Source organism: Pseudomonas sp. EA_105y_Pfl2_R69 (assembly GCF_963970915.1).
GTDB lineage: Bacteria > Pseudomonadota > Gammaproteobacteria > Pseudomonadales > Pseudomonadaceae > Aquipseudomonas.
Map to the genome: position 1 here is coordinate 208,955 of NZ_CAXAOO010000004.1, position 22,475 is coordinate 231,429.

Here is a 22,475-nt window from a genome sequence, read left to right on the forward strand (position 1 = left end):
CTCTCAATGGCAAGACGGGGGGAAGCGCTAAGCACTTCCCCCCGTAGTCTAACGCTGACTGACTGTTTCAGCTTACTGCAGGAGGCTAAGCACCGCCTGCGGCAACTGGTTGGCCTGAGCCAGGATCGCGGTACCAGCCTGTTGCAGAACCTGATTCTTGCTCAGATTCGCGGTTTCGGCGGCGAAGTCGGTGTCCTGGATACGACCACGGGCGGCCGAGACGTTTTCACCGATGTTTTGCAAGTTGCTAATCGTGTTCTCAAAGCGATTCTGCACCGCACCCAGGTCGGCACGCTGGTTATCGATCTGCTTGAGGGCATCATCGATGACCAGAACGGCTGCCTGCGCACCTGCCGCGCTGGTGATGTCGATGTCTTTAACGGAGTTGGTAGCAACAGGTACTAATGGAGTCGGAGTGACTACGCCAAATGTCGCACCAGTAGTGTCAGTGTCGGCTAAGGTGATAGTAACAAGGTCACTGGTGGGGACCGCAAGGTTGGGATTTGCCTTGTTAATCACCTGATACACGCCGGCGGCATCCTTATGCACACCCACTTCCACGTTGGCGTCGTTGATAGCCGCGGCCAGTTTGTCGGTGACCTGTGCAGCCGTATCGGTGGTAAGCAGTTCGGCCGTCACAACCACGTCAGCCTTGCTTCCGAAATCAAGCGTCAAGCTCACTGTGCCGTCTGCTGTCGGAGCAGTAGCAGAACCGAAGGCGGTTTGAAAGAAGGTGCCTTCAAGCGAATCGGCACTCATTTCAGCGATGTTGACGCTGATGCTTTCGTTCGCAGCCGAACCCACCTGAAAGTTCTTGGTGCCGAAATTACCATCGAGCAATTTCTGACCACCGAAGGTGGTGGTGTTGCTGATACGGTCCAGTTCTTTTTTCAACTGGCTGACTTCAGAGTTCAAGGCCGTACGCTCGGAGATGCTATTTGAGCCGTTGGACGACTGCAGGGACAGGTCACGCATACGCTGCAGGATATTGGTGGACTGCTGCAGGGCACCTTCAGCGGTCTGCGCCAAGGAGATACCGTCGTTGGCGTTACGCACAGCTACACCCAGACCATTAATCTGGCTGGTCAGACGGTTGGCAATCTGCAGGCCGGCAGCATCGTCCTTGGCGCTGTTGATGCGCGAGCCAGTGGACAGACGCTGCAGCGAGGTTTGCAGCGCATTGGAGGAAGCGTTCAGGTTGCGCTGGGTGTTCAGGGACGGAATGTTGGTATTGACAGTAAGGGCCATGATGTTTGCCTCCAAAGGGCTGGTACTTAAAGGTAGCTGGGTGGTGCGAGCTGTAGGGCGGTTGCCTAGCTCAGGCACCCCAGTTACTTCGCATTCGTAATCTTTATCGGCGCTTACCCGAGATGCTTTAGGGGCTTTTTGCCTTATTTGGCGAAAGTTTTTTCTTGATAAGCAACAAAGAGTTAGCTCGGAAAGGGGATGTCGCTGGGCATTCTGCCGGGTTTTCGACGGACTTTTGGGTGGATTAGCCGCGCGCTGACCACCCTCCCTCTCGTTTCGCTCGGCGCGTTTGAGTGAAGCAACAACCCGCAACCCGCCGCCTTTTTGCATCCTCCTGCCAACCATCGGTGCACTGCCTGCGGCGAGTGACACCCTACGGCTTGCGGCGGCTCCAGCAGCACAGCCGAAAGGCCATGCCCCATTAGCTGTTACCTGAGAGACCTGGCTGTTGTGGGAGAGGGCTTATTCGCGAAAACCTTAGAACGCGGAGCATCTTTCGCGGCTAAAGCCTCTCCCGCGCTGCGCAGGGTTGCATCGACAGGTAACGGGTACAGAACCCACCATCAAAGCTGCGCGCTGGTTGGCCCTTCTAGATAAGAGCACGAACGCCAAATCATCAGCGCAACTGATTAAACAGACTGAGGCTGGCGATTTTTACGTAGCTCTGCTGCGAGGCTTCCAGAACGATGGACTGGAACGACAGGCGCGACAACGCTTCGGCGTAGTCCAGCTCGCGCAATTCAGCCTGCACGGATTTGTTGACCAGGGTGACGTCTTCGTTGTCGGTCTGGGTCGAGTCGATAATATTCAGGCGTGCACCGATTTCGCCGCGCACGCCGTCGACGGTGGTCATGCCATGGTCGAGGTTGGTCAGGGCCACCGCCACCGCATCGCGCACCTGCAAGCCAGTTGCTGGGCCTTCCAGGCTAGCGCGCAGCTGAGCGATGGTTTCGAGGATGCCCTGCTTCTGCCGAGTCGGATCGGAGGTGACCTGGATGCTTTCGCCGCCTACCGGCACGCCGTCGAACTGCACGCTCACGCCGCGAAACACCAACTGATCGCTTTGGGCATCGTCTTCATCCATCCGCCCACTGGCGAGCACGGCGGCGGCAGGAATGCCGTAGACGTCGTAGCGCTTCGGATCGAGCGGGTCGAAGCGAATTTCGATACCCGTGTCGGGGAACGCCGGATTACCGGAGAAGGCCACCTCGTCCTGCACCAGCGGTGCGGATACGGAGAGGGTGGAGCCCGGCGTCAGCAAGGGATCGAACGCGGCGTCGAGTCGGCCGGCATTGGTGATGTTCTGGAAGATTTTCTTGCCGCTGTCGCTAATGGCCAGGTCCAGCGAACTGGCCACCTGCAGCTTGCGCTGGCCCTCGTCGCCCTGATAGCTGTAGCTACCATCGCCGTCACGGACAAAGGGCTGGGTCTTGCCCTGAAAACCGGCGAACAGGTATTCGCCGCGGGCGTTGCGAGTATTCATCAGGCCGAACAGCTCGTTTTCACGCTCGCCCAACTCGGCGGCGATAGACTTGCGATCATCGGCACTCAGGCCTCCGTTGCCAGCCTGCACAGTCAGTTCACGCACGCGCTGAAGAACGGTGTTGACCGAATTGAGGGTGACCTCTTCCTGGGTCAGGCTGTTATTGGCGGCCGTCAGGTTGTCCTTGTATTGGGTCAGCACATTCTGCTGCTGCTCCAGCTGCAACAGGCGCACGGCGGCGACCGGATCGTCGGCCGGGGTGAGCATACGATTGCCAGTGCTGATCTGTTCCTGGGTACGGGTGACATTGGCGTAGTTGCGCTGAATGCCCGTAACACCGTTGTTGAACGCCTGGATGGTGGAGATGCGCATGCTTGAGCCTCTTGTTGCAATCCGAGGTCTGGCCGCCGCGAGCAGCCCTCACCCTAACCCTCTCCCGGAGGGAGAGGGGATTGTTCTGCGCGCGCCGGCGAGCGGCGCGGTTTTATCTGAATGTATTGATCAGGGTATCGAACAAAGAGCGCGCAACTTGAATGACCTGCGCCGAAGCATTGTAGTACTGCTCGAATTTGATCAGGTTGGCCGCCTCTTCGTCGAGGTTGACCGCCGACAGTGAATCGCGATTGTCGGTCGCCTGCTTGAGAATCGCCCCGGTCGCCTCGCTGTCCTGCCGGGCCTGCGCCGTCAGGGTGCCGACCCGCTCGACCAGATCGCCATAGCCATCGGTAAAGCTGACGCCCGTTGCGATACTGCTCACGCTGAGATCCACACCGACGGTCTGCTTGCTTTGCAGGTCGACCAGCTTCAGGGCGTTACGGTTGTCCGATACGCCGTTCTGGTTGAAGCCCACGCTGAAGCTGTCGCCACTTTCCGGCCGGCCGCTGATGCTGAAACTGACCACATTGCCGCCGCCCAAATCAAGCTCGTAGTTATTCGTCTGACCGGGCTGGAAGGCACCGGCGGGTACCCGGGTCAGACCGGTAACCGGCGTACCCGGAGGGTTCTCGAAGGCCCCGGCACCGTTATAGATCAGCCCCACGGGTAGCGCGGCGGCAATCGCGGCCGCGTCGATGGGATTACTCCCGGCCGCGATCAGGTCGGGCTGGGAGATGCTGCCGTTACCACTATTTTGCAGGCCCGCCTCGGCCCGCACGGGGGCGGCGAACGCCAGTTGGTCGGGCTGGTCCAGCACGGTCGAAATGCTCGTGGCACCGCGCCGGGTGGGCTGCAGAAGAAACTTGTCGGCCGCGGCCGGCGCGGCATCGAGGGCCAGCGCAAAGCCCTGGTCGCGACCCGCGGCATCGGTGAAGGTCAGGCTGGCGGGATAGCTGCCAGGCGGGTTCGGGCTCACCGTCAGGGTCGCGCCGTCACTCAGGCGGCGGGCCTGGTACTGGGTGCCATCGTATTCCAGGCGGTAGTCGCTGGTGGTCAGCACGCTGGTATCGGTGATGTTCAGGGCCGGCTGAACGCTGCCGGTATTGGTCGAAAAGGCCCGTACCCGCAGCGTGGCGAGGGCGGCGTCGTTGAAATCACCGAACAATGCCGAACCGACCTGGCCCTTCAGATCCAGGCCCTGACCGAGCTGGGTATTGACCTGGTCGCTGACCGCCAGTGCCAGCCGCCCCAGGGAGTTGAGGGTCGGGTCCAGGGTCTCGCTGCGGTAGCGGATCAAGCCACCCAGCTCGCCGCCGGTAAGCAGGGAGGTAATGCCCTGACGCGAACCGCCGCTGACGAAGTTCACCTCGAAACGGGTCGGATCGCCCTGCCCCGGCACCACTTCCAAGCGGCTGGCGCTGCTGCCCACCACCAGCGGCTGGCCGGAACCGACAAACAGGTTCAGCGAGTTGTCGTCCTGCGCCACCACGGTGACGCCGACATAGGTGGACAGCTGCCTAACCGCCTCTTCGCGCGCATCGAGCAGATCGTTGGGTTGCTGGCCATTGGCTGCGGCCTTGGCGATGGCATCGTTGTAGCTGGCAATCGAGGTCGCCAGGCGGTTGATCTGATCGGTGACCGCCGACATCTGCTTGTTGATAAATTCGTTCTGTTCGCTGATGCGGTCGTACACCGTATTGAAACGCTTGGCCAGACCCTCGGCCTCCGACAGCACCAGCTGCCGCGCGGGAATATTGGCGGGGTCTTCGGCAGCGGTTTGCAGGGCCGAGAAGAATTTCTGCAGCGAAGGCGTGATGCCCGTGGTCGAGCCGGCCAATAGCGAATCCAGCTGCTCGATCTGGCTCTTGTAGGCCTCGACATCGGAGCTGAGCGCCGTACTGCTGCGCACCTGGGTACTGAGAAACTCGCTGTAGGTTCGGCGGATATCCACCAGGGTGGTGCCCGAGCCGATAAAACCGGCCCCGCTGAACTGCGGCGTGCGCGTGGCCTGCACGGTGTCCTGGCGCGAGAACCCCGGGGTGTTGACGTTGGTTATGTTGTGGCCGGTTACCGCCAGCGAGGTCTTGTTCGCCGATAGCCCGGACAGGCCAATACTGAGTAGGTCAGCCATGGTTCATCATCCGTTGGTGGACGGCGTACTGACGGCCGCAACTGTTTGATAGGTCTGCATCTGCCGGGCGATCTGGGCGATCTTGCGCGCGTATTGCGGGTCGGTGGCGTAACCGGCCTTCTGCAGTTCGCGGGCGAACTGTTCGGGCTTGTCGGTGCTGGCCAGGGCCTTCTCGTAACGGCCATTGCCCTGGAGGAAGCTCACGTAGTCTTCGAAACTGTGGGCGTAGGAGTCATAGGCGCGGAAGGATGCCGCTTCCTTGACCGCCTTGCCGCCACGGTATTCGGTGGTCAGCACCCGGGCCGAGTCGCCCTCCCAGCTGTTGTGGCTCTTGATACCGAACAGGTTATGACTGCTCTCGCCGTCGCGGGTGCGAATGATCGACTTGCCCCAGCCGGTTTCCAGCGCGGCCTGGGCCACCAGGTAGCGGGGGTCGACGCCAATCTTCTGCGCCGCCTGCTCGGCCATCGGCAGCATGGCGGTAATAAATTCGTCCTTGGAAGTAAACGCCGCCTTGCCGGGAGCCAGGGGCGGCTGGGCCAGACGACGGCCGGTAATGGCGTCGCTGCCGTTCAGGCTCAGGGCGCTGCCAGCGGGGGCGGCGAAGGCCTTGGCGGGGATCCAGTCGTTCTGCGCCAGGGCCTGGCCCTCCGGCGCGCCGGCGGCCGGGACGATACCGGCCAGCAGGCGGTCGGTCAGCTTGCCCGGCAAGGCCAGGCGACGCTGGTTGATCAGCGGCGCATCGTCACGGCCGCTGTCCACCCTGGCCAGGGGTTTGCTCGGCGCGCTGGGCACCGGCTCGTCGACCTGGGCGAAGGGATTGGGCCGGCTGCCAGCAGCCTTGATCTGCGACATTTGCCGCACCAGCACGTCGGCCAGACCGATACCGTTCTGATGATTGGACATGGTCACCGACAACTGCTGGTCGTGCATGTCCTGGTAGGTTTTGCTCTCGTTGCTGTTCATGAAGTTGCCTTCACCGAACGCTTCGTTGGCCGAGCGCATGGCCTTGAGCATCTCGTTGAGAAACAGCGACTCGAACTCCTGAGCCACCTTCTTGATGTTCTTTTCGCTGTCGCCACCGACCTTGAACTGGTTGAGGCGATTGAGATCGTTATAGGCACCACTGTCGAGGGTGGTGGTGCCGCCGAGCAAACCGGCTGAAAGACGAGAGTCCATCGCGTGTCCCCCTCCTTAAATGACGATCAGGTCGGCCTGCAGAGCGCCGGCTTGCTTCAGCGCCTCCAGGATGGCCATAAGATCGGAGGGGGAAGCCCCCACCTGATTCACCGCGCGGACGATTTCATCCAGCGTGGTGCCGGGACCGAATTTGAACATCGGTTTGGCTTCTTCGTCGACATTCACCCGCGAGCGTGGCACTACCGCGGTCACCCCATCGGAGAAGGGTTCGGGCTGGCTGACGATCGGGTCTTCGGTAATGGTTACGGTCAGGCTGCCGTGGGTCACCGCCGCCGGCTGCACGCGCACGTTCTGGCCGATGACGATGGTGCCGGTACGCGAATTGATGATGACCCTGGCCACGGCCTGGCCCACCTGCACGTCGAGGTTTTCCAGGATCGACAGGTAGTCGACGCGCTGGTTGGGATCGAGTGGCGCGCTGACGCGCACCGAGCCGCCATCCAGGGCCTGGGCCACGCCGGGGCCGAGCAGTTCATTGATATGGTCGACGATGTTTTTCGCCGTGGTGAAATCCGGACGGTTGAGGTTGAGGGTCAGGGTGTTGCCCTGGTCGAAACCGCTCGGTACCGGCCGCTCGACCGTGGCACCGCCAGGAATACGCCCGGCCGACGGCACGTTTACGGTAATCCGCGAGCCGTCGCCGCCTTCGGCGTCGAAACCGCCCACCACCAGGTTGCCCTGGGCGATGGCGTAGACGTTGCCGTCGATCCCCTTCAGCGGCGTCATCAGCAGGCTGCCACCGCGCAGGCTCTTGGCGTTGCCGATGGAGGACACGGTGATATCGATGGTCTGCCCCGGCCGGGCGAACGCTGGCAGGTCGGCATGGATGGACACCGCGGCGACGTTCTTCAGCTGCACGTTGCCGCCCTGGGGCACCTTGATACCGAACTGCGCCATCATGTTGTTGAAGGTCTGCACGGTAAACGGCGTCTGGGTGGTCTGGTCGCCGCTGCCGTTGAGGCCGACCACCAGGCCGTAGCCGATCAACTGGTTGGTGCGCACGCCCTGGATGCTGGCCAGGTCCTTGAGGCGTTCGGCCTGGGCCAGGGAAGCCAGCAACAGGGCGGCAGCGGCAAGCAGGTATTTGCTAAGCGTCATGGTGGCCATCCTCAGAACGGCCACATTGGGCTAAGAAAGAAACGGCTCATCCAGCCCGGCTGGGACGCGTCGGCAAAGGCCCCGGTGCCCGAGTAGGTGATGCGCGCATCGGCGATGCGGGTCGATGACACGGTATTGTCGGTGGCGATATCGTCGGCCCGCACCAGGCCGGCAATACGCACCAGCTCATCGCCGGTGTTGAGGGTCATCCACTTCTCGCCGCGCACCAGCAGGATACCGTTGGGCATCACTTCGGCCACCGATACGGTGATCGAGCCGGTCAGGCTGTTGCTCTGCCCGGCCTGCCCGGAACCGTCGGCGGAACGGGTGGCATCGAAGCTCGCATCCAGGCCCAGGGTGTCATTGGTCATGCCCAGCGCGCTAAGGCCGGCCAGGGGATTCTTCGGGGACACGGCCATGCCGAACAGGTTGGGCACACCGAGGTCGGCCGAACTGTCTTTGCTGATCTGGCTGTTGCTGTTCTTGCTGGCCTGGGTCCGCTCATTCAGGGTGATGGTGATGATGTCGCCCACCCGGTAAGCCTTGCGATCGCCAAACAGGTTGTTCTCGAAACCGGCCTGATAGATCGAGCCATTGTTCTGCGAGGCGGGCAGCGGCGTGCGCGGCAACACGGGAGCGTAATAGGGGTCGTTCGGCTTGGGCGCGGGGGCCATGCAGCCGCTCAGGGCCAGGGGGCCAAGCAGTGCGAGAAGGATCATCAGCCGGTTCATATCTACTACCTCAGGTGTCGCACGTTGCAGGGTGGGGGCCATGCCTACTGGGCCTGGCGGGTTAAGCCGCTACGCCCGGAGCCTTAAAGATTCTGCGAAATAAAGCCGAGCATCTGATCGGCGGTGGAAATCACCTTGGAGTTCATCTCGTAGGCGCGCTGGGTGGTGATCATATTGACCAGTTCCTCGACCACGCTGACGTTGGAGTTTTCCAGGGTGTTCTGCAGGGTGGTGCCCAGGCCGTTCAGGCCTGGCGTACCGACCTGGGGCGCGCCGCTGGAGGCGGTTTCCAGGAACAGGTTGTTGCCGATGGCCTCCAGGCCCGCCGGGTTGATGAAGTCGGCGGTCTGCAGGTTGCCGACGATCTGCGGCTGTGGGTTGCCGGAGGTGGTCACCGAGACGGTGCCGTCTTCGCCCACGGTAAAGGTGCGCACTTCGTTGGGCAGGACGATCGCCGGCTCCAGGGCATAGCCATTGGAGGTGACCACCTGACCGTCGGAATTGAGATGGAAGCTGCCGTCACGGGTATAGGACACGGTGCCGTCGGGCATCAATACCTGGAAGAAGCCACGACCGTTGATCGCCATATCCAGCGGCTGCTCGGTGGTCTGCAGGCTGCCGGCGGTGAAGATCTTCTGCGTACCCACCACCCGCACACCAGTACCCAGTTGCAGGCCGGAGGGCAATTGACTGTCCTGGCTGGACTGGCCGCCGGGCTGACGGCGGATCTGGTACAGCAGGTCCTCGAACTCGGCGCGATCGCGCTTGAAGCCGGTGGTCGAGACGTTGGCCAGGTTGTTGGAAATGGTGGTCAGGTTCATGTCCTGGGCGGACAGACCCGTCTTGCTGACCCACAGTGCCGGAAGCATAGCGATTCTCCTCGGGCGTCGTTTTACCGACGCCGCGTGCTGATAATTAGGTCATCTGCAAGACGCGCGCCATGGCTGTCGAATTATCTTCGGCAGTGCGCATCATCTTTACTTGCAGTTCGAATTGGCGCGACAGGGAGAGCATCGCGGTCATCTCTTCCACGGCGTTGACGTTGCTGGATTCGAGAAAGCCCGAGGTCACCTGAACGGTCGCATCGGCTTGCACCTGGCCCTGGCCCTTGAAACGGATCAGGCCGTCAGCGCCCTTCTCCATCTGCTTGAGATCCGGATTGACCAGCTTCAGGCGGTCGACCTCGGCCAGCACGTTGGGGGCCTCGCCGAGGGCGCGAATGCTGATGGTGCCGTCCTGACCGATCTCGATCTTTTGCTCGGGCGGCACGGCGACAGGCCCGGCATTGCCCATCACCGGCAAGCCGTTGCCGGTGCGCAGCACGCCCAGGGCATCGATATTCAGGCTAGCGGTACGCACATAGGCTTCGCTGCCGTCGGCCGCCTGCACGGCCAGCCAACCCTGACCGCCAATCGCCACGTCGAGGTCGCGGCCGGTCTCCTGCAGCGAACCCGGAGTGAAATCGGTGCCTGGGCGCTCGCTCATGGCGTAGACCCGCGACGGATAACTGTCACCAAAAATCGGCATGGCCCGCGCCTGCTCGAAATCGCGGCGAAAGCCGGTGGTCGAGATATTCGCCAGGTTGTTGGCGTGGGCACGCTGGGCCAGGCTGTTCTGGTGGGCCCCAGTCATGGAAACGTACAGCATCTTGTCCATGGTCATTCTCCGAGTTGGGCTTGCCGCCCGCTGCTCTGTACAAGCTATAAAGCAATAGCTATGCCAGCCCCGAATAACAACTATAAGACCATGAAAAATATGGATTTTTAAAAATAAAAGGGCCCCGAATGGAGCCCTTCCGACAATCGCCCGGCGATTCCTTGCCGCCCGCGGCAGGCTCATTGCCTGACGCGGGCAAACCCTGTCATCAACGCAGGTTGATGATGGTCTGGGTGATGGCACTCTCGGTTTCAATGGTCTTGGCGTTGGCCTGGTAGTTGCGTTGCGCCACGATCAGGTTGACCAGCTGATCGGACAGCTCGACGTTGGAGTCCTCCAGCGCGCCGGACTGCAATGCACCCAGCGTACCGCTGCGCGGCGTGCCGACCACAGGCTCACCGGACTGGAACGACTGCACCCAAGCGGTCTTACCCACAGGCGTCAGCCCCTGCACATTGGCGAAACTGGCCAGAATCACCTGGCCCTGCACCTTGGACTGGCCGTTGGTGTAGCGGGCGAAAATCACCCCGGTATCGTCAATCTCCAGGCCGGCCAACTGGCCGGTGGTGTAACCATCCTGGCTGACGCTGTTGACCGCGAACGAACTGGAGAACTGGGTCGAACTGCGCAGATCGACCAGTATGCCGGTGGCATTGGCGTCGGCCCCATTGCCCGACCACACCGGCGGCGTACCACCGTCGGAGGCCGCCGGCACCCAGTCATTCAGGGTGAAACGCCCATTGGCATCGACGGTGAAACTCGGGCTCGATACCAGACTGCCGGTGTCCAGCTGGCCGCTGGGGGTAAAGCCGACCTCCATCGCATACGGCGCGGTCGAGGTCGGATCGGCCGGGTTGCGCCCGTCAATCAGCACATTCATCTGCCACTGGTTAGCCCCGGTCTTGACGAAGTACTGGGTCAGCACATGAGCATTGCCCTGGCTGTCGTAGACATTGGTGGAGGTGGACGAGTTGTAGGTGGTCGGGTCGCCCGGATCGAAGGCGGCATTGGCCGCTGCCTCGGCCGCGGCGATTTCCGCGACAGTCGGGTTCAGGGGATCCGCGGCACCGGCAATCGAGGTGTCATAAGCCCCCTGCCAGGTTGCCGGCACGGTATTGGTCGAGTTCAGATTGAAGGTCTGGTTGAGCGTGGTGGTCGCACGCGGGGCCTGGCTCGCGGTTTCGATGCGCAGGTCGCTGATCACGCCATTCTGCAGGTTGCCGTTGCCGTCGACCGGGTAGCCCTGCAGCTTGTAACCGAAGTTGTTCACCATAAAGCCATCACGGTCGGTACCGAAGTAACCGGCACGGGTATAGCTGACCTCGCCGTTATTGCTGGTCTGGAAGAAGCCGTTGCCGTTGATCGCCAGGTCCAGGGCATTCTGCGTGTAGTTGATATTGCCCTGATTGAACAGCTGCGACACGTTGCTCAGCAGCACCCCGCTACCCTGGGCGTTCTTGCCGGAGCCGAGCACCGAAGCCGCATAGACATCGGCGAACTCCGCCCGGGACTGCTTGAAGCCGGCCGTGCCGGCGTTGGCGATATTGTTGCCGGTGACGTTGAGATCACTGCTCGCAGCGCGCAGGCCACTCAAACCGATATTGAACGACATGGAAGTCTCCTTTGCCGGAACAGCCGGCACTCAAAGCTGTTGGTTACTGACCGATGACCTGCACCTGGGACAGCGGCACACTGCCCAGCCCCGCCAGGTTGAGCATCAACTCGCTGCCGCCCAGGACCACACTGTCGACGTTGGCCGGGAGCATGGTGTACAGCCCCTTGGTCTCGCCCTCGTAAGTCGCCTGCGCTTCAAATTTGTAGGTACCCGGCGGCAACAGATTGCCGCTGGCATCCTTGCCGTCCCAGATAAAGCTGACGTTGCCGGCGGCCTGCTCGCCCATATTGATGCGGCTCACCGCCGCCCCAGTCTTGTCGTAGACGTTGACGTAGACGTTGCTGCTGCTGGTTGGCAGCACCAGGCTGGCCTTGAAGCTCTCGCTGGTGTCGACCAGCGCCGTCTCCGTCGGCACTATCACCTTGCGCCCGACCAGCGAAGAGGCCTGCAGGGCCTGGGAAGACTGGTAGCCGCTGAGCAGAGAGCCCATGCTGGTGTTCAGCTTCTCGATCCCCTCGACCTGACTGAACTGCGCCAGCTGGGCAATAAATTCGCCGTTGCCTTGCGGCTCCAGCGGATTCTGGTTGTTCAACTGCGCCACCAGCAGGTTGAGGAACTCATTCTTGCCCAGCTCCTTGTTGGCCGTGCCCTGATTCTTGATCTGGTACTGATCCAGTGCCGTACCACTGACATCGCCTACAGTGCTCATACTCATGGCTCCTTGTGCCCGACGGCTTACTGACCCAGGGTCAATACGCGCTGCATCATCTGCTTGGCGGTATTCATCATTTCAACGTTGGTCTGGAAGGCCCGGCTGGCGGAAATCATGTCCGCCATCTCTTCCACCACATTGACGTTGGGGTAATAGACATAGCCGCCGGCATCGGCAGCCGGATGATTGGGCTCGTAGCGCGGCACCAGGCTGCTCTGATCCTCGACGATGCCCAGCACCTGGACGCCGCGACCGGCCTGGTCCTGCTCGGCGAACAGCGAGCCGCGATCACCGTCCTGCGCCTGCTGGAACACGGTGGCGAACACCGGATGACGGGCGCGATAGGTCTGATCGATGCTCGACGACACCGACTCGGCATTGGCGATGTTGCTGGAAATGGTATTCAGCCGAGTGCTCTGGGCACTCATGCCGGTTCCGGCGATATTGAACACACTGGCTAGGGACATGGCATCGGACTCCTGTTAGTCGCCGCGCAGGGCGGTGACCAGCCCTTTGAATTTGCTGTTGAGCAAGGTGAAACTGGCCTGGAACTGCACCGAGTTTTCCGCATAGCTGGATTGCTCGACCTGCAGGTCGACGGTGTTCTGGTCGATCGACGGATGGAACGGCGTGCGGTAGGCCAGATCGGCTTCCCCCACCTGGATGCCATCGGCAGCGATATGCCGGCTATCGGTACGATTCAGATTGACCGGGCCACGCTGGGTCTTGGCGCTCTGCTCGGCCAACACCGTGGCGAACTCCAGGTCGCGCGCTTTATAGTGCGGCGTGTCGGCGTTGGCGATGTTGTTAGCCAGCACCTCCGCACGCTGAGCGCGAAAGCCGAGTGCCTGCTGATGGATACCGAGTGCCCGATCGAAACTGATGCTCATGGTCAGAAACCTTTGCCGGTTGCCGTTGCTGTTTTCCGTAGCAGACCATAAGCAATCGCTGTGCCATTTTATTTTTTACATATATTTCAATGAGTTATGTAATTTATAAGCGAATTGAAAGGCAAAAGCGGCAAGCGTTTTCCGCCTCCAGGCGGCAATGCGGCAATGCGGCAAACAGCCTGTCTGTTGCCAGGGCACGGCAAGATTGCCCGGGCACACCTACTCGATGGAAGCTTCCCGGCTATCTATCTCGACTATCTATATAGATGCGCAAGCGCTTGGCAGCGCCCACGCAGAAACCAGGCATAAAAAAACCGGCACACGGCCGGTTTTCTATGCAGCGCTGCGACCTTACAGACCGGCAGCATTCTCCGACAGGTACTGCGCAACGCCTTCTGGCGAAGCGGTCATGCCCTTGTCGCCCTTCTTCCAGTTGGCCGGGCAGACTTCGCCATGCTCTTCGGTGAACTGCAGGGCATCGACCAGACGCAGCAACTCATCCATATTGCGACCCAGCGGCAGGTCGTTGACGATTTGCGAACGCACAACGCCTTTGGTGTCGATCAGGAAGGCACCGCGGAAGGCCACACCGTCGGCGGTCTCGACGTCATAGGCCTTGCAGATGGCATGGTTGATATCGGCAGCCAGGGTGTACTTGACCGGACCGATGCCGCCCTTGTCCACCGGGGTATTACGCCAGGCATTGTGGGTGAAATGCGAGTCGATGGAGACGCCGATCACCTCGACATTACGCGCCTGGAACTCGGGAATACGGTTATCCAGCGCAATCAGTTCGGACGGGCAAACAAAGGTGAAGTCCAGCGGGTAGAAAAACACCAGACCGTATTTGCCCTTGATCGCCGCGGACAGGCTGAAGCTGTCGACGATTTCGCCATTGCCCAACACCGCTGCGACGTCAAAATCCGGGGCTTGCTTACCTACGAGTACGCTCATTCGAAATCTCCTTGATTGATCAGTCCAGAGCAAGCTCGCAGCGCGCACATACCTTATGCAGCGCCTGGGCTTGCACCAAAAGGGCCGACCATCATACACCGCACATTTGCCCATCGCCCATCGCCCTGCCCCTCACCGAGGGCTCAGCACGGCAGCCCGACCAGGCCGGACAACGTGCGAACGGGGCTGCCAAATAGTTCTTTGACAAGCATTCTCATTAGCATTAGTATCCTTCCCAACTCCACAGCCCTGCGGCGAGCCTAAATCATGTACGTCTGTCTCTGCGAAGGTGTTACTGACGGTCAAATTCGCGACGCCATCTACGATGGCTGCTGCAGCTATCGCGATGTCCGCGCCAGCCTCGGCGTTGCCAGCCAATGCGGCAAGTGCGCCTGCCTGGCCAAACAAGTGGTACGCGACACCCTCAGTGAAGTGCAGAGCAGCCAGGCCGCCCTCGCCTACCCCGCCAGTTTTGTAGCCGCCTGATTTTCGCCGCGGTCGAGAACCGGACCTTGTGTCCGGTTTTTTATGGCCTGCCATCCATGGCGGCCACCCTTCGGGCCGTCGCTGCGCGACGTTAAAAATGGCTCCCGGCCATTTTTTATGGCCTGCCATCTATCGCGGCCACCCTTCGGGCCGTCGCTGCGCGACGTTAAAAATGTCTCCCGACCATTTTTTATGGCCTGCCATCCATGGCGGCCACCCTTCGGGCCGTCGCTGTATGGCGTTAAAAATGGCTCCCGACCATTTTTTATGACCTGTCATCTATCACGGCCATCCTTCGGGGGCGCTGTTGCGCGACGTTAAAAATGGCTCCCGGCCATTTTTTATGGCCTGCCATCTATCGCGGCCACCCTTCGGGCCGTCGCTGCATGGCGTTAAAAACGTCTTCCAGACATTTTTATGCCTGAAATTCAAGATGTTAGCGGCAAGACGCAGAACTTAAGTATTCGCACTTACATTAAATTTAACTTTAATTTCAAATACTTAGGTTTGACAGCCGAAAACCATCGGCCCAGAATTTGGTGCTAACTCCCCTGCAAGGCAGACGCAGATATGAAAGGCGACAAGAAAGTCATCCAGCATCTGAACAAGATCCTCGGTAACGAGCTGGTCGCGATCAATCAGTACTTCCTGCATGCGCGCATGTACGAGGACTGGGGCCTGAAAAAGCTCGGCGAGCATGAGTATCACGAGTCCATCGACGAGATGAAGCATGCGGACAAGCTGATCAAGCGCATCCTCTTCCTCGAAGGTCTACCGAACGTGCAAGACCTTGGCAAGCTGCTGATCGGTGAAAGCACCCAGGAAATGCTCGAGTGCGACCTGAAGATCGAACACAAGGCGCATATCGACCTGAAGGCGGCGATTGCCTACTGCGAGAGCATCGGTGACTACGCCAGCCGCGAACTGCTCGAAGAGATCCTCTGCTCGGAAGAAGACCACATCGACTGGCTGGAGACCCAACTGAGCCTGATCGAGAAAGTCGGCCTGCAGAATTACCTGCAGTCGCAGATGGACGAATAAGCGCAAAACATCGCGCCATAAACAACAAACCCCGCACTTGGCGGGGTTTGTTGTTTATGCACCGCCTGTTTAGGCGTCAGCTTTCTGCACAGCGTCCTTGATCAGGGTCTGCAGCTCACCCTTGTCGAACATCTCCGCAAGAATGTCGCTGCCGCCGACCAGCTCGCCACCGACCCACAGCTGCGGGAAGGTTGGCCAGTTGGCGTACTTGGGCAGATTGGCGCGGATTTCCGGGTTCTGCAGGATGTCGACATAGGCGAATTTTTCGCCGCAGGCCATGACGACCTGGGCCGCCTTGGAGGAAAAGCCGCACTGCGGAGCGTTCGGCGAGCCTTTCATGTACAGCAGAACGGTGTTGTTGGCGATCTGCTCTTTGATGGTTTCGATGATATCCATTGGGCACCTCAGGACTTAACTTCCCGACTCACGGGTCGGCACTGTGGCGGCATTGTAACCAAAAGCCGAGCGCAATGCTCGGCCTTACCTGTCCCTTTCCACGGATTAGGAATTGTCCTTTAGGACCCGTTTACGAGCTCGCGAGCTAGAGCCATGCAAGGCGCTACGTAGTAACAGCCTCCGGCTGATCAAAACGGCGAGAAACGTAGCGTAGCGCAGTAACAGCCGTAGGCTGGCCCGCAGGGTGAGCGCAGCGAATCAAGCGGACTGGGCTCGCACGCGAATCTACGTGTTGTAAATGAGCATGACTCGTTTCACTCGCCCTTCGGGTCGCGCTGAAGCGCGTTAGCCACAAGTGGCTTGCCGAGCCTGTTTTAAACGCAGCAGGGCCGACGCGCAGCAGCTCATAAACAGGTCCTCAGGCCGCCGCCACCTGCACCGGCACCCCATTAAGCGCCGCATTACCGGACAGCGCATCGAGCTGCCGCTCGTCGGTCAGGTCATTGGCGCTGGCTCCCGGTTGAGCGCTGGCAATGGCCATCTGCACCCCCGGACGGGCATGGCCCCAGCCGTGAGGCAGGCTGACCACGCCGGCCATCATGTCGTCGCTGGCCGCCACTTCCACCTCGATTGCACCGACCCGCGAACGCACCCGCACCAACTGGCCATCTACCAGACCGCGCTGCTCCAGGTCCCGCGGATTCATCAACAGCTGATGGCGCGGCTTGCCCTTCACCAGGCGGTGGTAGTTGTGCATCCAGGAGTTATTGCTGCGCACATGGCGACGGCCGATCAGCAGCAATTCGTCGGCCCCGGGCTGCGGCTGTTCGGCAAAGCGCGACAGGTCGCTCAGGAGCAAAGCGGGAGCGGCCTGAACCTGCTGATCCGGGGTGCGCAAACGCCCAGCCAGATTGGGCTTGAGCGCGCCCAAGTCGATGCCGTGGGGGTGCTCCAGCAAGGTAGCAAGGGACAGTTTGTGCTCGGACTTGTCGCCATAGCGGCCCATGCGCAGACCCAGATCGACCATCTGCGCCGGTTCCATGGTCGGCTTCAGCTCCACGCCGAGCTTGCCGGCGAAGGCCTTGGCCAGGCCGACGAAGATCTCCCAGTCGTGCAGCGCACCGGCCGGCTTTTCCAGCACCGGCAGGTTGAAGCGGGCGACATTGCGCACGGCGAAACTATTGAACGTCATGTCGTAGTGGTCGTGCTCCAGCGGCCCCGTGGGCGGCAGGATCAGGTCGGCATAACGGGTAGTTTCGTTGATATAGGGGTCGATGCTGAGCATAAACTCCAGGCCGTCCAGGGCCTGCTCCAGCTGACGGCCATTGGGGGTCGACAACACCGGATTACCGGCCACCGTGACCAGGGCGCGGATCTGCCCCTCGCCCTCGGTGAGCATTTCTTCGGCCAGAGCCGCCACCGGCAGTTCGCCGCCGTATTCCGGCAGGTCGGAGACGCGGCTGCGCCAGCGGTCGAAGTGGGTGCCGGAACTGCCGGTGGTCAGATCGATTGCCGCCTCGGTGCACAGCGCCCCGCCCTCACGGTCGAGGTTGCCGGTGACCAGGTTGATCAGCTGGATCAGCCAATGGCAGAGGGTGCCGAAGGCCTGGGTCGACACCCCCATGCGGCCATAGCACACCGCCTTGTCGGCGGCGGCGAAGTCGCGGGCCAGTTGGCGGATCTGCTCGGCCGGCACGCCGCAACGGCCGCTCATGGCCTCGGCAGTAAAGCCGGCGATGGCTTGGCGCGCCTGATCCAGGCCGGCAACCGGCAGGTGGCTGACGCGCCCCAGGTTTTCCTCGAGCAGGGTATTGAGCAAGCCGAACAGCAGCGCGGCATCCTGACCCGGACGGACGAACACATGCTGATCGGCAATGGCCGCGGTTTCACTGCGGCGCGGATCGACCACCACCACCTTGCCGCCACGGGCCTTGATCGCCTTCAGGCGCTTCTCCACGTCCGGCACGGTCATGATGCTGCCGTTGGAGGCCAGCGGGTTGCCGCCGAGAATCAGCATGAAGTCGGTGTGGTCGATATCGCAGATCGGTAGCAGCATGCCGTGGCCGTACATCTGCAGGCTGACCAGGTGATGGGGCAGTTGGTCCACCGAGGTGGCGGAAAAGCGGCTGCGGGTCTTCAGCAGACCGAGAAAATAATTGCTATGGGTCAGCAGACCGTAGTTATGCACGCTGGGGTTGCCGTGATAGGTGGCTACGGCATTGGCCCCGTGGCGGGTCTGGATATCGGCGAGTCGCTCGGCGACCAGTTCGAAGGCCTCCTGCCAGTCGATAGCCTGCCACTCGTTACCGACGCGGCGCATGGGCTGACGCAAACGGTCGGGGTCGTTCTGGATATCCTGCAGGGCCACAGCTTTGGGGCAGATATGGCCGCGACTGAAGCTGTCCTGGGCATCGCCCTTGATCGAACGGATCTGGGTCGAGCCATCATCTTGCTGTTCGGTTTCGATGGTCAGGCCACAGATGGCCTCGCACAGGTGGCACGCACGGTGGTGGAGGGTCTTGCTCATGGCCTAGCCTCATCTTCTTGTTGTGACAGGAGCGACGGCTCGTCGTATCAAGACTATGGCGGCTGGAGGGAAAGTCGACTAGTAGGGTTCGCCTTATGAATCGACAGGCATCATGCCTGCCGATTCAACGCAGCGCGCAATCCGCAACACCGAGGCGATCTGCATATCACAGCTCGCCTGCAGCGACTTAGCGAATAGCGGTGACAGTGCCTTTGTTACCGGTCACTTTTACGCTCACGGTTTTGTATACGAAGTAGTCCTGCACATTCACTTCGTAACGCGGGGCGACAATCACGTCGGCACCCGAGGCCTTGACTGCTTTGTAAGCAGCTGCGGATTTGGCGGAAGCCACTGGGTCAATACCCAGAGCAAAACCACCCTCGCCACCACCATAGGTCACGCCATCGGCGAACTGGGTATCACCGCCCAGCTTGAACACATTGAACAGAATGTTCACCGACGACTCACCGGAGATGGTTTCGCCCACTTTCACGTCGGCCTTCAGATTAGTGCCCACGGTACCGTTGAGCGGTACAGCAGGTTGACTGATGTTCTGGCTGGCACAGCCAGTCAGCAGAGCGAAGGCAGAAATAGCGGCGATAGATGCAAGATGTTTCATTTGAAACTCCGTTTCACAACATTCCATGGATACCCCGTTGCGGGGCAATGCATTGCCTCGAAAAGGCGCGGGCATCCTAAGTGCCAGCCCTGATGGGTTCAACAACAGATGTCATTTTTATGACATCTCTCACAAAGAAATAGGAAAAGGCTTACAGCGCGCCCGGCTCCCGTGAACGCGCGGGCAGTTTGCGCCTGCTCGTCATTTCCTTATAAGATCGCGCCTTCCCCGTTTCGTCGCATGGTGCGGCCTCCAAGCCGCAGGTTCTGCCGTTTTTCTTAATTCACCCTGGCCCTTGAACCTGCGCCCCTGCTGTCAAAAGGTAGTTAACGATGAGCGCAAGACACTTTCTCTCGCTGATGGATTGCACACCGGATGAACTGGTGAGCCTGATCCGCCGCGGCATGGAGCTCAAGGACTTGCGCAATCGCGGCGTGCTGTTCGAACCGCTGAAGAACCGCGTACTGGGGATGATCTTCGAAAAAGCCTCGACCCGTACCCGCCTGTCGTTCGAAGCCGGGATGATCCAGCTCGGCGGTCAGGCCATTTTCCTTTCGCCGCGCGACACCCAGCTGGGCCGTGGCGAACCGATCGGCGATGCGGCCATCGTCATGTCGCGCATGCTCGACGCGGTGATGATCCGCACCTTCGCCCACAGCAACCTGACTGAATTTGCCGCCCACTCGCGGGTGCCGGTGATCAACGGCCTGTCCGACGACCTGCACCCCTGCCAGTTGCTGGCCGACATGCAGACCTACCTGGAACTGCGCGGCAGCATCAAGGGCAAGACCGTGGTCTGGATCGGCGACGGTAACAACATGTGCAACTCCTATATAGAAGCGGCCATGCAGTTCGACTTCCAGCTGCGCGTGGCCTGCCCCGAAGGCTACGAGCCCAACGCCGCCCTGTTGGCCCAGGCGGGCGAGCGCGTACAGATTCTGCGCGACCCGCGCGCCGCGGTGGCCGGTGCCCACCTGGTAAGCACCGATGTATGGGCCTCCATGGGCCAGGAAGACGAAGCCGCCGAGCGCCTCAAGCTGTTCCAGCCCTACCAGGTCAACCGTGCCCTGCTCGATACCGCCGCAGAAGACGTACTGTTCCTGCACTGCCTGCCGGCCCATCGCGGCGAAGAAATCAGCGAGGACCTGCTCGACGATCCGCGCTCGGCGGCCTGGGACCAGGCGGAAAACCGTCTGCATGCGCAGAAGGCCCTGCTCGAATTCCTCGTCGAACCGGCGTACCACCACGCATGAGCCAGCCCTTGCTGCTGAACCTGCGCGACCTGAGCTGCGGCTTTCACGAACACAAGGTGGTGCACGACCTCAATCTGCACCTCAATGCCGGCGATATCGGCTGCCTGCTCGGCCCTTCCGGCTGCGGCAAGACCACTACCCTGCGCGCCATCGCAGGCTTCGAGCCGGTGCTGGAAGGCGAGATCCAGTTGGCCGACCGGGTCATTTCCAGAACCGGTTTCACCCTGGCCCCGGAAAAGCGCCGGATCGGCATGGTATTCCAGGACTACGCCCTGTTCCCGCACCTGAGCGTGGCGGAAAACGTCGCCTTCGGCATCCGCAAACAGCCCGACTGCGAGCGCGTCACCGCCGAGCTGCTGGAACTGGTCAAGCTCGGCCATCTGGGCAAACGCTACCCCCATGAGCTGTCCGGCGGCCAGCAGCAGCGTGTGGCCCTGGCCCGCGCCCTGGCCCCGGAACCGCAATTGCTGCTGCTCGACGAACCCTTCTCCAACCTCGACGGCGAACTGCGCCGCCGCCTGAGCCATGAGGTCCGCGATATTCTCAAGGCCCGCGGCACCAGCGCCATCCTAGTCACCCATGACCAGGAAGAAGCCTTTGCCGTGAGCGACCATGTCGGGGTCTTTCATGAGGGCAAACTGCAGCAGTGGGACACGCCCTATAACCTCTACCACGAGCCGCTGACGCCCTTTGTCGCCAGCTTTATCGGCCAGGGCTACTTTATCCGTGGCCAGCTGCTCAGCCCGGATGCGGTGCAGACCGAACTGGGCCTGATCCGCGGCAACCGCGCCTATACCTGGCCCAGCGGCAGCGCCGTGGATGTGCTGCTGCGCCCGGACGATATCGTCTACGACCCGGACAGCACGCAGAAAGCCCTGATCGTCGGCAAGACCTTTCTCGGCGCGGCGACCCTGTACCGCCTGCAGCTGTCCACTGGAAGCCAGCTGGAGTCGATCTTCCCCAGCCACGCCGACCACATGCCCGGCGAGGAAGTCGGCATCCGCGTGGCCGCCGACCATCTGGTGGTGTTCCCCGCCCCGGGCAGCATCGCCGCCCAGGTCACTCTGGGCGACTCAGGCGTGCGCCGCTATAGCAGCGATAGCTGAGTCCGAGCGCAGAATAAGTGTCGCGGCCCAAGGACGCACCGCCTGCAGGTAGGACGGCTTCGGCGCGCAGCAACAACCCGTCAACTTGTGTGCCGCGCCGCAGAACCAATGGTGCACTGCCTGCGGCGAGTGACGCCCTACGAAGCCTCGCTCAAGCACAACCGGCCGCTGGCCACCAATACCGCCTGGCCGGCGATCTTGACCCGCTCCCCCTCCAGCCGGCAGTGCAGCTCGCCGCCCCGGGCCGAACACTGGTAAGCGCTGAGCGCGTTCTTGCCCAGACGTTCGGCCCAATAGGGGGTAAGGATGCAATGGGTCGAACCGGTGACCGGGTCTTCATCGATGCCTATGCCGGGGGCGAAGTAGCGCGAGACAAAATCGTGGCGCTCGCCCGCCGCGCTGATCAGCAGCCCCAGCCCGGGCAGCCTGGCCACGGCGGCAAGATCCGGCTGACAGGCCCGCACCGCCGCCTCTGTAGGCAGAATCGCCATTAACTCCTGTACCCCCTGGCTACCGGGCAGGGCCAGCAGCGCAAGCACCGGTGTACCCAGAGCCTGCTCGACCTGCTCGCACCCCTCCCAGGACACGGCCTTGCGCACGGGGAAATCCAGCACCAGCCGATCGCCCTCGCGACTGACCCGCAGCGCGCCGGACAAACAGCTGAACTCGATGCACGCACCCGGCTCGCCGTAGAGCTCGAACAGCACATAAGCGCAGGCCAGGGTCGCATGCCCGCATAGCGGCACCTCGGCGGTCGGGGTAAACCAGCGGATATGCCAGGCCGCTCCTTCCTTCACCGCGAAGGCGGTCTCCGCCAGATTGTGCTCGGCAGCAATCTGCTGCATCAACGCCTCGTCAAGCCAGCTGTCCAGGCGATAGACCATTGCCGGGTTACCGGCGAAGGGGCGGCTGGCAAAGGCGTCGACCTGATGGAACTCAAGCTGCATGGGTGAA

Annotated in this window: 21 protein-coding genes; 4 read left to right on the forward strand and 17 right to left on the reverse strand. The window is 61.4% G+C overall.

Annotated features, from left to right (window positions below; translation table 11 throughout):
- Positions 1–72 precede the first annotated feature (72 nt).
- The 13 genes from AACY13_RS13075 to AACY13_RS13135 all read right to left on the reverse strand — a co-directional run bounded on the left by AACY13_RS13075 (position 73) and on the right by AACY13_RS13135 (position 14,093).
- The gene (locus AACY13_RS13075) at positions 73–1,248 is read right to left on the reverse strand and encodes a flagellin (RefSeq protein WP_339462016.1); all 1,176 of its coding nucleotides are present in this window, start codon (positions 1,246–1,248) and stop codon (positions 73–75) included.
- Positions 1,249–1,864: 616 nt separating this feature from the next.
- Positions 1,865–3,103, reverse strand: coding sequence for a flagellar hook-associated protein FlgL (gene flgL / locus AACY13_RS13080; protein WP_339462017.1), 1,239 nt, complete (start codon positions 3,101–3,103; stop codon positions 1,865–1,867).
- Between the two features lie 112 nt (positions 3,104–3,215).
- Positions 3,216–5,237, reverse strand: a complete 2,022-nt coding sequence (gene flgK / locus AACY13_RS13085) for a flagellar hook-associated protein FlgK (protein ID WP_339462018.1) — start codon at positions 5,235–5,237, stop codon at positions 3,216–3,218.
- Positions 5,238–5,243: 6 nt separating this feature from the next.
- A complete protein-coding gene (flgJ, locus tag AACY13_RS13090; protein WP_339462019.1) occupies positions 5,244–6,416 on the reverse strand; it encodes a flagellar assembly peptidoglycan hydrolase FlgJ in 1,173 nt (390 codons plus the stop codon).
- 15 nt (positions 6,417–6,431) lie between these two features.
- Positions 6,432–7,535: a flagellar basal body P-ring protein FlgI gene (locus AACY13_RS13095; protein WP_339462020.1), complete on the reverse strand. Its 1,104-nt coding sequence runs from the start codon at positions 7,533–7,535 to the stop codon at positions 6,432–6,434.
- Positions 7,536–7,546: 11 nt separating this feature from the next.
- Positions 7,547–8,266, reverse strand: coding sequence for a flagellar basal body L-ring protein FlgH (gene flgH / locus AACY13_RS13100; protein ID WP_339462021.1), 720 nt, complete (start codon positions 8,264–8,266; stop codon positions 7,547–7,549).
- Positions 8,267–8,349: 83 nt separating this feature from the next.
- Complete coding sequence (gene flgG, locus AACY13_RS13105; RefSeq protein ID WP_325504350.1) at positions 8,350–9,135, reverse strand: flagellar basal-body rod protein FlgG; 786 nt, start codon at positions 9,133–9,135, stop codon at positions 8,350–8,352.
- A 46-nt stretch (positions 9,136–9,181) separates the two neighbouring features.
- Positions 9,182–9,922 (reverse strand): flagellar basal-body rod protein FlgF, encoded by a 741-nt coding sequence (gene flgF, locus AACY13_RS13110; protein ID WP_339462022.1) that lies wholly within the window; start codon positions 9,920–9,922, stop codon positions 9,182–9,184.
- A 208-nt stretch (positions 9,923–10,130) separates the two neighbouring features.
- The gene (locus AACY13_RS13115; protein WP_339462023.1) at positions 10,131–11,534 is read right to left on the reverse strand and encodes a flagellar hook protein FlgE; all 1,404 of its coding nucleotides are present in this window, start codon (positions 11,532–11,534) and stop codon (positions 10,131–10,133) included.
- A gap of 43 nt (positions 11,535–11,577) precedes the next feature.
- Positions 11,578–12,246, reverse strand: coding sequence for a flagellar hook assembly protein FlgD (gene flgD / locus AACY13_RS13120; RefSeq protein WP_339462024.1), 669 nt, complete (start codon positions 12,244–12,246; stop codon positions 11,578–11,580).
- 26 nt (positions 12,247–12,272) lie between these two features.
- Entirely contained in the window at positions 12,273–12,716 is a 444-nt protein-coding gene (flgC, locus tag AACY13_RS13125; RefSeq protein WP_339462025.1) for a flagellar basal body rod protein FlgC, read from the reverse strand.
- Positions 12,717–12,731: 15 nt separating this feature from the next.
- Positions 12,732–13,139 carry a flagellar basal body rod protein FlgB gene (gene flgB, locus AACY13_RS13130; protein ID WP_339462026.1) on the reverse strand — a complete coding sequence of 136 codons (408 nt, stop codon included), beginning with the start codon at positions 13,137–13,139 and terminating at the stop codon, positions 12,732–12,734.
- 351 nt (positions 13,140–13,490) lie between these two features.
- Entirely contained in the window at positions 13,491–14,093 is a 603-nt protein-coding gene (locus AACY13_RS13135; protein WP_339462027.1) for a peroxiredoxin, read from the reverse strand.
- A 267-nt stretch (positions 14,094–14,360) separates the two neighbouring features.
- Between AACY13_RS13135 and AACY13_RS13140 the strand changes: the two genes are divergently transcribed.
- Both AACY13_RS13140 and bfr read left to right on the forward strand, forming a co-directional pair.
- A complete protein-coding gene (locus tag AACY13_RS13140) occupies positions 14,361–14,579 on the forward strand; it encodes a bacterioferritin-associated ferredoxin (protein ID WP_339462028.1) in 219 nt (72 codons plus the stop codon).
- A gap of 570 nt (positions 14,580–15,149) precedes the next feature.
- Positions 15,150–15,620 carry a bacterioferritin gene (gene bfr, locus AACY13_RS13145; protein ID WP_339462029.1) on the forward strand — a complete coding sequence of 157 codons (471 nt, stop codon included), beginning with the start codon at positions 15,150–15,152 and terminating at the stop codon, positions 15,618–15,620.
- A 69-nt stretch (positions 15,621–15,689) separates the two neighbouring features.
- Here the strand turns inward: bfr and grxD are convergent, their stop codons facing one another.
- The 3 genes from grxD to AACY13_RS13160 form a co-directional block, all read right to left on the reverse strand.
- Positions 15,690–16,016, reverse strand: coding sequence for a Grx4 family monothiol glutaredoxin (gene grxD, locus AACY13_RS13150; RefSeq protein WP_325504369.1), 327 nt, complete (start codon positions 16,014–16,016; stop codon positions 15,690–15,692).
- Between the two features lie 418 nt (positions 16,017–16,434).
- Complete coding sequence (locus AACY13_RS13155; RefSeq protein ID WP_339462030.1) at positions 16,435–18,543, reverse strand: molybdopterin oxidoreductase family protein; 2,109 nt, start codon at positions 18,541–18,543, stop codon at positions 16,435–16,437.
- Between the two features lie 187 nt (positions 18,544–18,730).
- A complete protein-coding gene (locus AACY13_RS13160) occupies positions 18,731–19,162 on the reverse strand; it encodes a hypothetical protein (protein ID WP_339462031.1) in 432 nt (143 codons plus the stop codon).
- Positions 19,163–19,494: 332 nt separating this feature from the next.
- Here AACY13_RS13160 and argF point away from each other — a divergent pair, with 332 nt between their 5' ends.
- Positions 19,495–20,415, forward strand: a complete 921-nt coding sequence (gene argF, locus AACY13_RS13165; protein ID WP_339462032.1) for an ornithine carbamoyltransferase — start codon at positions 19,495–19,497, stop codon at positions 20,413–20,415.
- Positions 20,412–21,521 carry an ABC transporter ATP-binding protein gene (locus tag AACY13_RS13170; protein WP_339462033.1) on the forward strand — a complete coding sequence of 370 codons (1,110 nt, stop codon included), beginning with the start codon at positions 20,412–20,414 and terminating at the stop codon, positions 21,519–21,521. Before argF ends, AACY13_RS13170 begins: the two co-directional genes overlap by 4 nt.
- Before the next feature lie 137 nt (positions 21,522–21,658).
- Here AACY13_RS13170 and AACY13_RS13175 read toward each other — a convergent pair whose 3' ends face one another.
- Positions 21,659–22,468: a PhzF family phenazine biosynthesis protein gene (locus AACY13_RS13175; protein WP_339462034.1), complete on the reverse strand. Its 810-nt coding sequence runs from the start codon at positions 22,466–22,468 to the stop codon at positions 21,659–21,661.
- Between the last annotated feature and the right edge of the window lie 7 nt (positions 22,469–22,475).

What these genes read in the sequence shown, in the direction of transcription:
- AACY13_RS13075 (WP_339462016.1), bottom strand. Translation starts at nt 1,248, where the DNA reads ATGGCCCTTACTGTCAATACCAACATTCCGTCCCTGAACACCCAGCGC.
- flgL (WP_339462017.1), bottom strand. Translation starts at nt 3,103, where the DNA reads ATGCGCATCTCCACCATCCAGGCGTTCAACAACGGTGTTACGGGCATT.
- flgK (WP_339462018.1), bottom strand. Translation starts at nt 5,237, where the DNA reads ATGGCTGACCTACTCAGTATTGGCCTGTCCGGGCTATCGGCGAACAAG.
- flgJ (WP_339462019.1), bottom strand. Translation starts at nt 6,416, where the DNA reads ATGGACTCTCGTCTTTCAGCCGGTTTGCTCGGCGGCACCACCACCCTC.
- AACY13_RS13095 (WP_339462020.1), bottom strand. Translation starts at nt 7,535, where the DNA reads ATGACGCTTAGCAAATACCTGCTTGCCGCTGCCGCCCTGTTGCTGGCT.
- flgH (WP_339462021.1), bottom strand. Translation starts at nt 8,266, where the DNA reads ATGAACCGGCTGATGATCCTTCTCGCACTGCTTGGCCCCCTGGCCCTG.
- flgG (WP_325504350.1), bottom strand. Translation starts at nt 9,135, where the DNA reads ATGCTTCCGGCACTGTGGGTCAGCAAGACGGGTCTGTCCGCCCAGGAC.
- flgF (WP_339462022.1), bottom strand. Translation starts at nt 9,922, where the DNA reads ATGGACAAGATGCTGTACGTTTCCATGACTGGGGCCCACCAGAACAGC.
- AACY13_RS13115 (WP_339462023.1), bottom strand. Translation starts at nt 11,534, where the DNA reads ATGTCGTTCAATATCGGTTTGAGTGGCCTGCGCGCTGCGAGCAGTGAT.
- flgD (WP_339462024.1), bottom strand. Translation starts at nt 12,246, where the DNA reads ATGAGCACTGTAGGCGATGTCAGTGGTACGGCACTGGATCAGTACCAG.
- flgC (WP_339462025.1), bottom strand. Translation starts at nt 12,716, where the DNA reads ATGTCCCTAGCCAGTGTGTTCAATATCGCCGGAACCGGCATGAGTGCC.
- flgB (WP_339462026.1), bottom strand. Translation starts at nt 13,139, where the DNA reads ATGAGCATCAGTTTCGATCGGGCACTCGGTATCCATCAGCAGGCACTC.
- AACY13_RS13135 (WP_339462027.1), bottom strand. Translation starts at nt 14,093, where the DNA reads ATGAGCGTACTCGTAGGTAAGCAAGCCCCGGATTTTGACGTCGCAGCG.
- AACY13_RS13140 (WP_339462028.1), top strand. Translation starts at nt 14,361, where the DNA reads ATGTACGTCTGTCTCTGCGAAGGTGTTACTGACGGTCAAATTCGCGAC.
- bfr (WP_339462029.1), top strand. Translation starts at nt 15,150, where the DNA reads ATGAAAGGCGACAAGAAAGTCATCCAGCATCTGAACAAGATCCTCGGT.
- grxD (WP_325504369.1), bottom strand. Translation starts at nt 16,016, where the DNA reads ATGGATATCATCGAAACCATCAAAGAGCAGATCGCCAACAACACCGTT.
- AACY13_RS13155 (WP_339462030.1), bottom strand. Translation starts at nt 18,543, where the DNA reads ATGAGCAAGACCCTCCACCACCGTGCGTGCCACCTGTGCGAGGCCATC.
- AACY13_RS13160 (WP_339462031.1), bottom strand. Translation starts at nt 19,162, where the DNA reads ATGAAACATCTTGCATCTATCGCCGCTATTTCTGCCTTCGCTCTGCTG.
- argF (WP_339462032.1), top strand. Translation starts at nt 19,495, where the DNA reads ATGAGCGCAAGACACTTTCTCTCGCTGATGGATTGCACACCGGATGAA.
- AACY13_RS13170 (WP_339462033.1), top strand. Translation starts at nt 20,412, where the DNA reads ATGAGCCAGCCCTTGCTGCTGAACCTGCGCGACCTGAGCTGCGGCTTT.
- AACY13_RS13175 (WP_339462034.1), bottom strand. Translation starts at nt 22,468, where the DNA reads ATGCAGCTTGAGTTCCATCAGGTCGACGCCTTTGCCAGCCGCCCCTTC.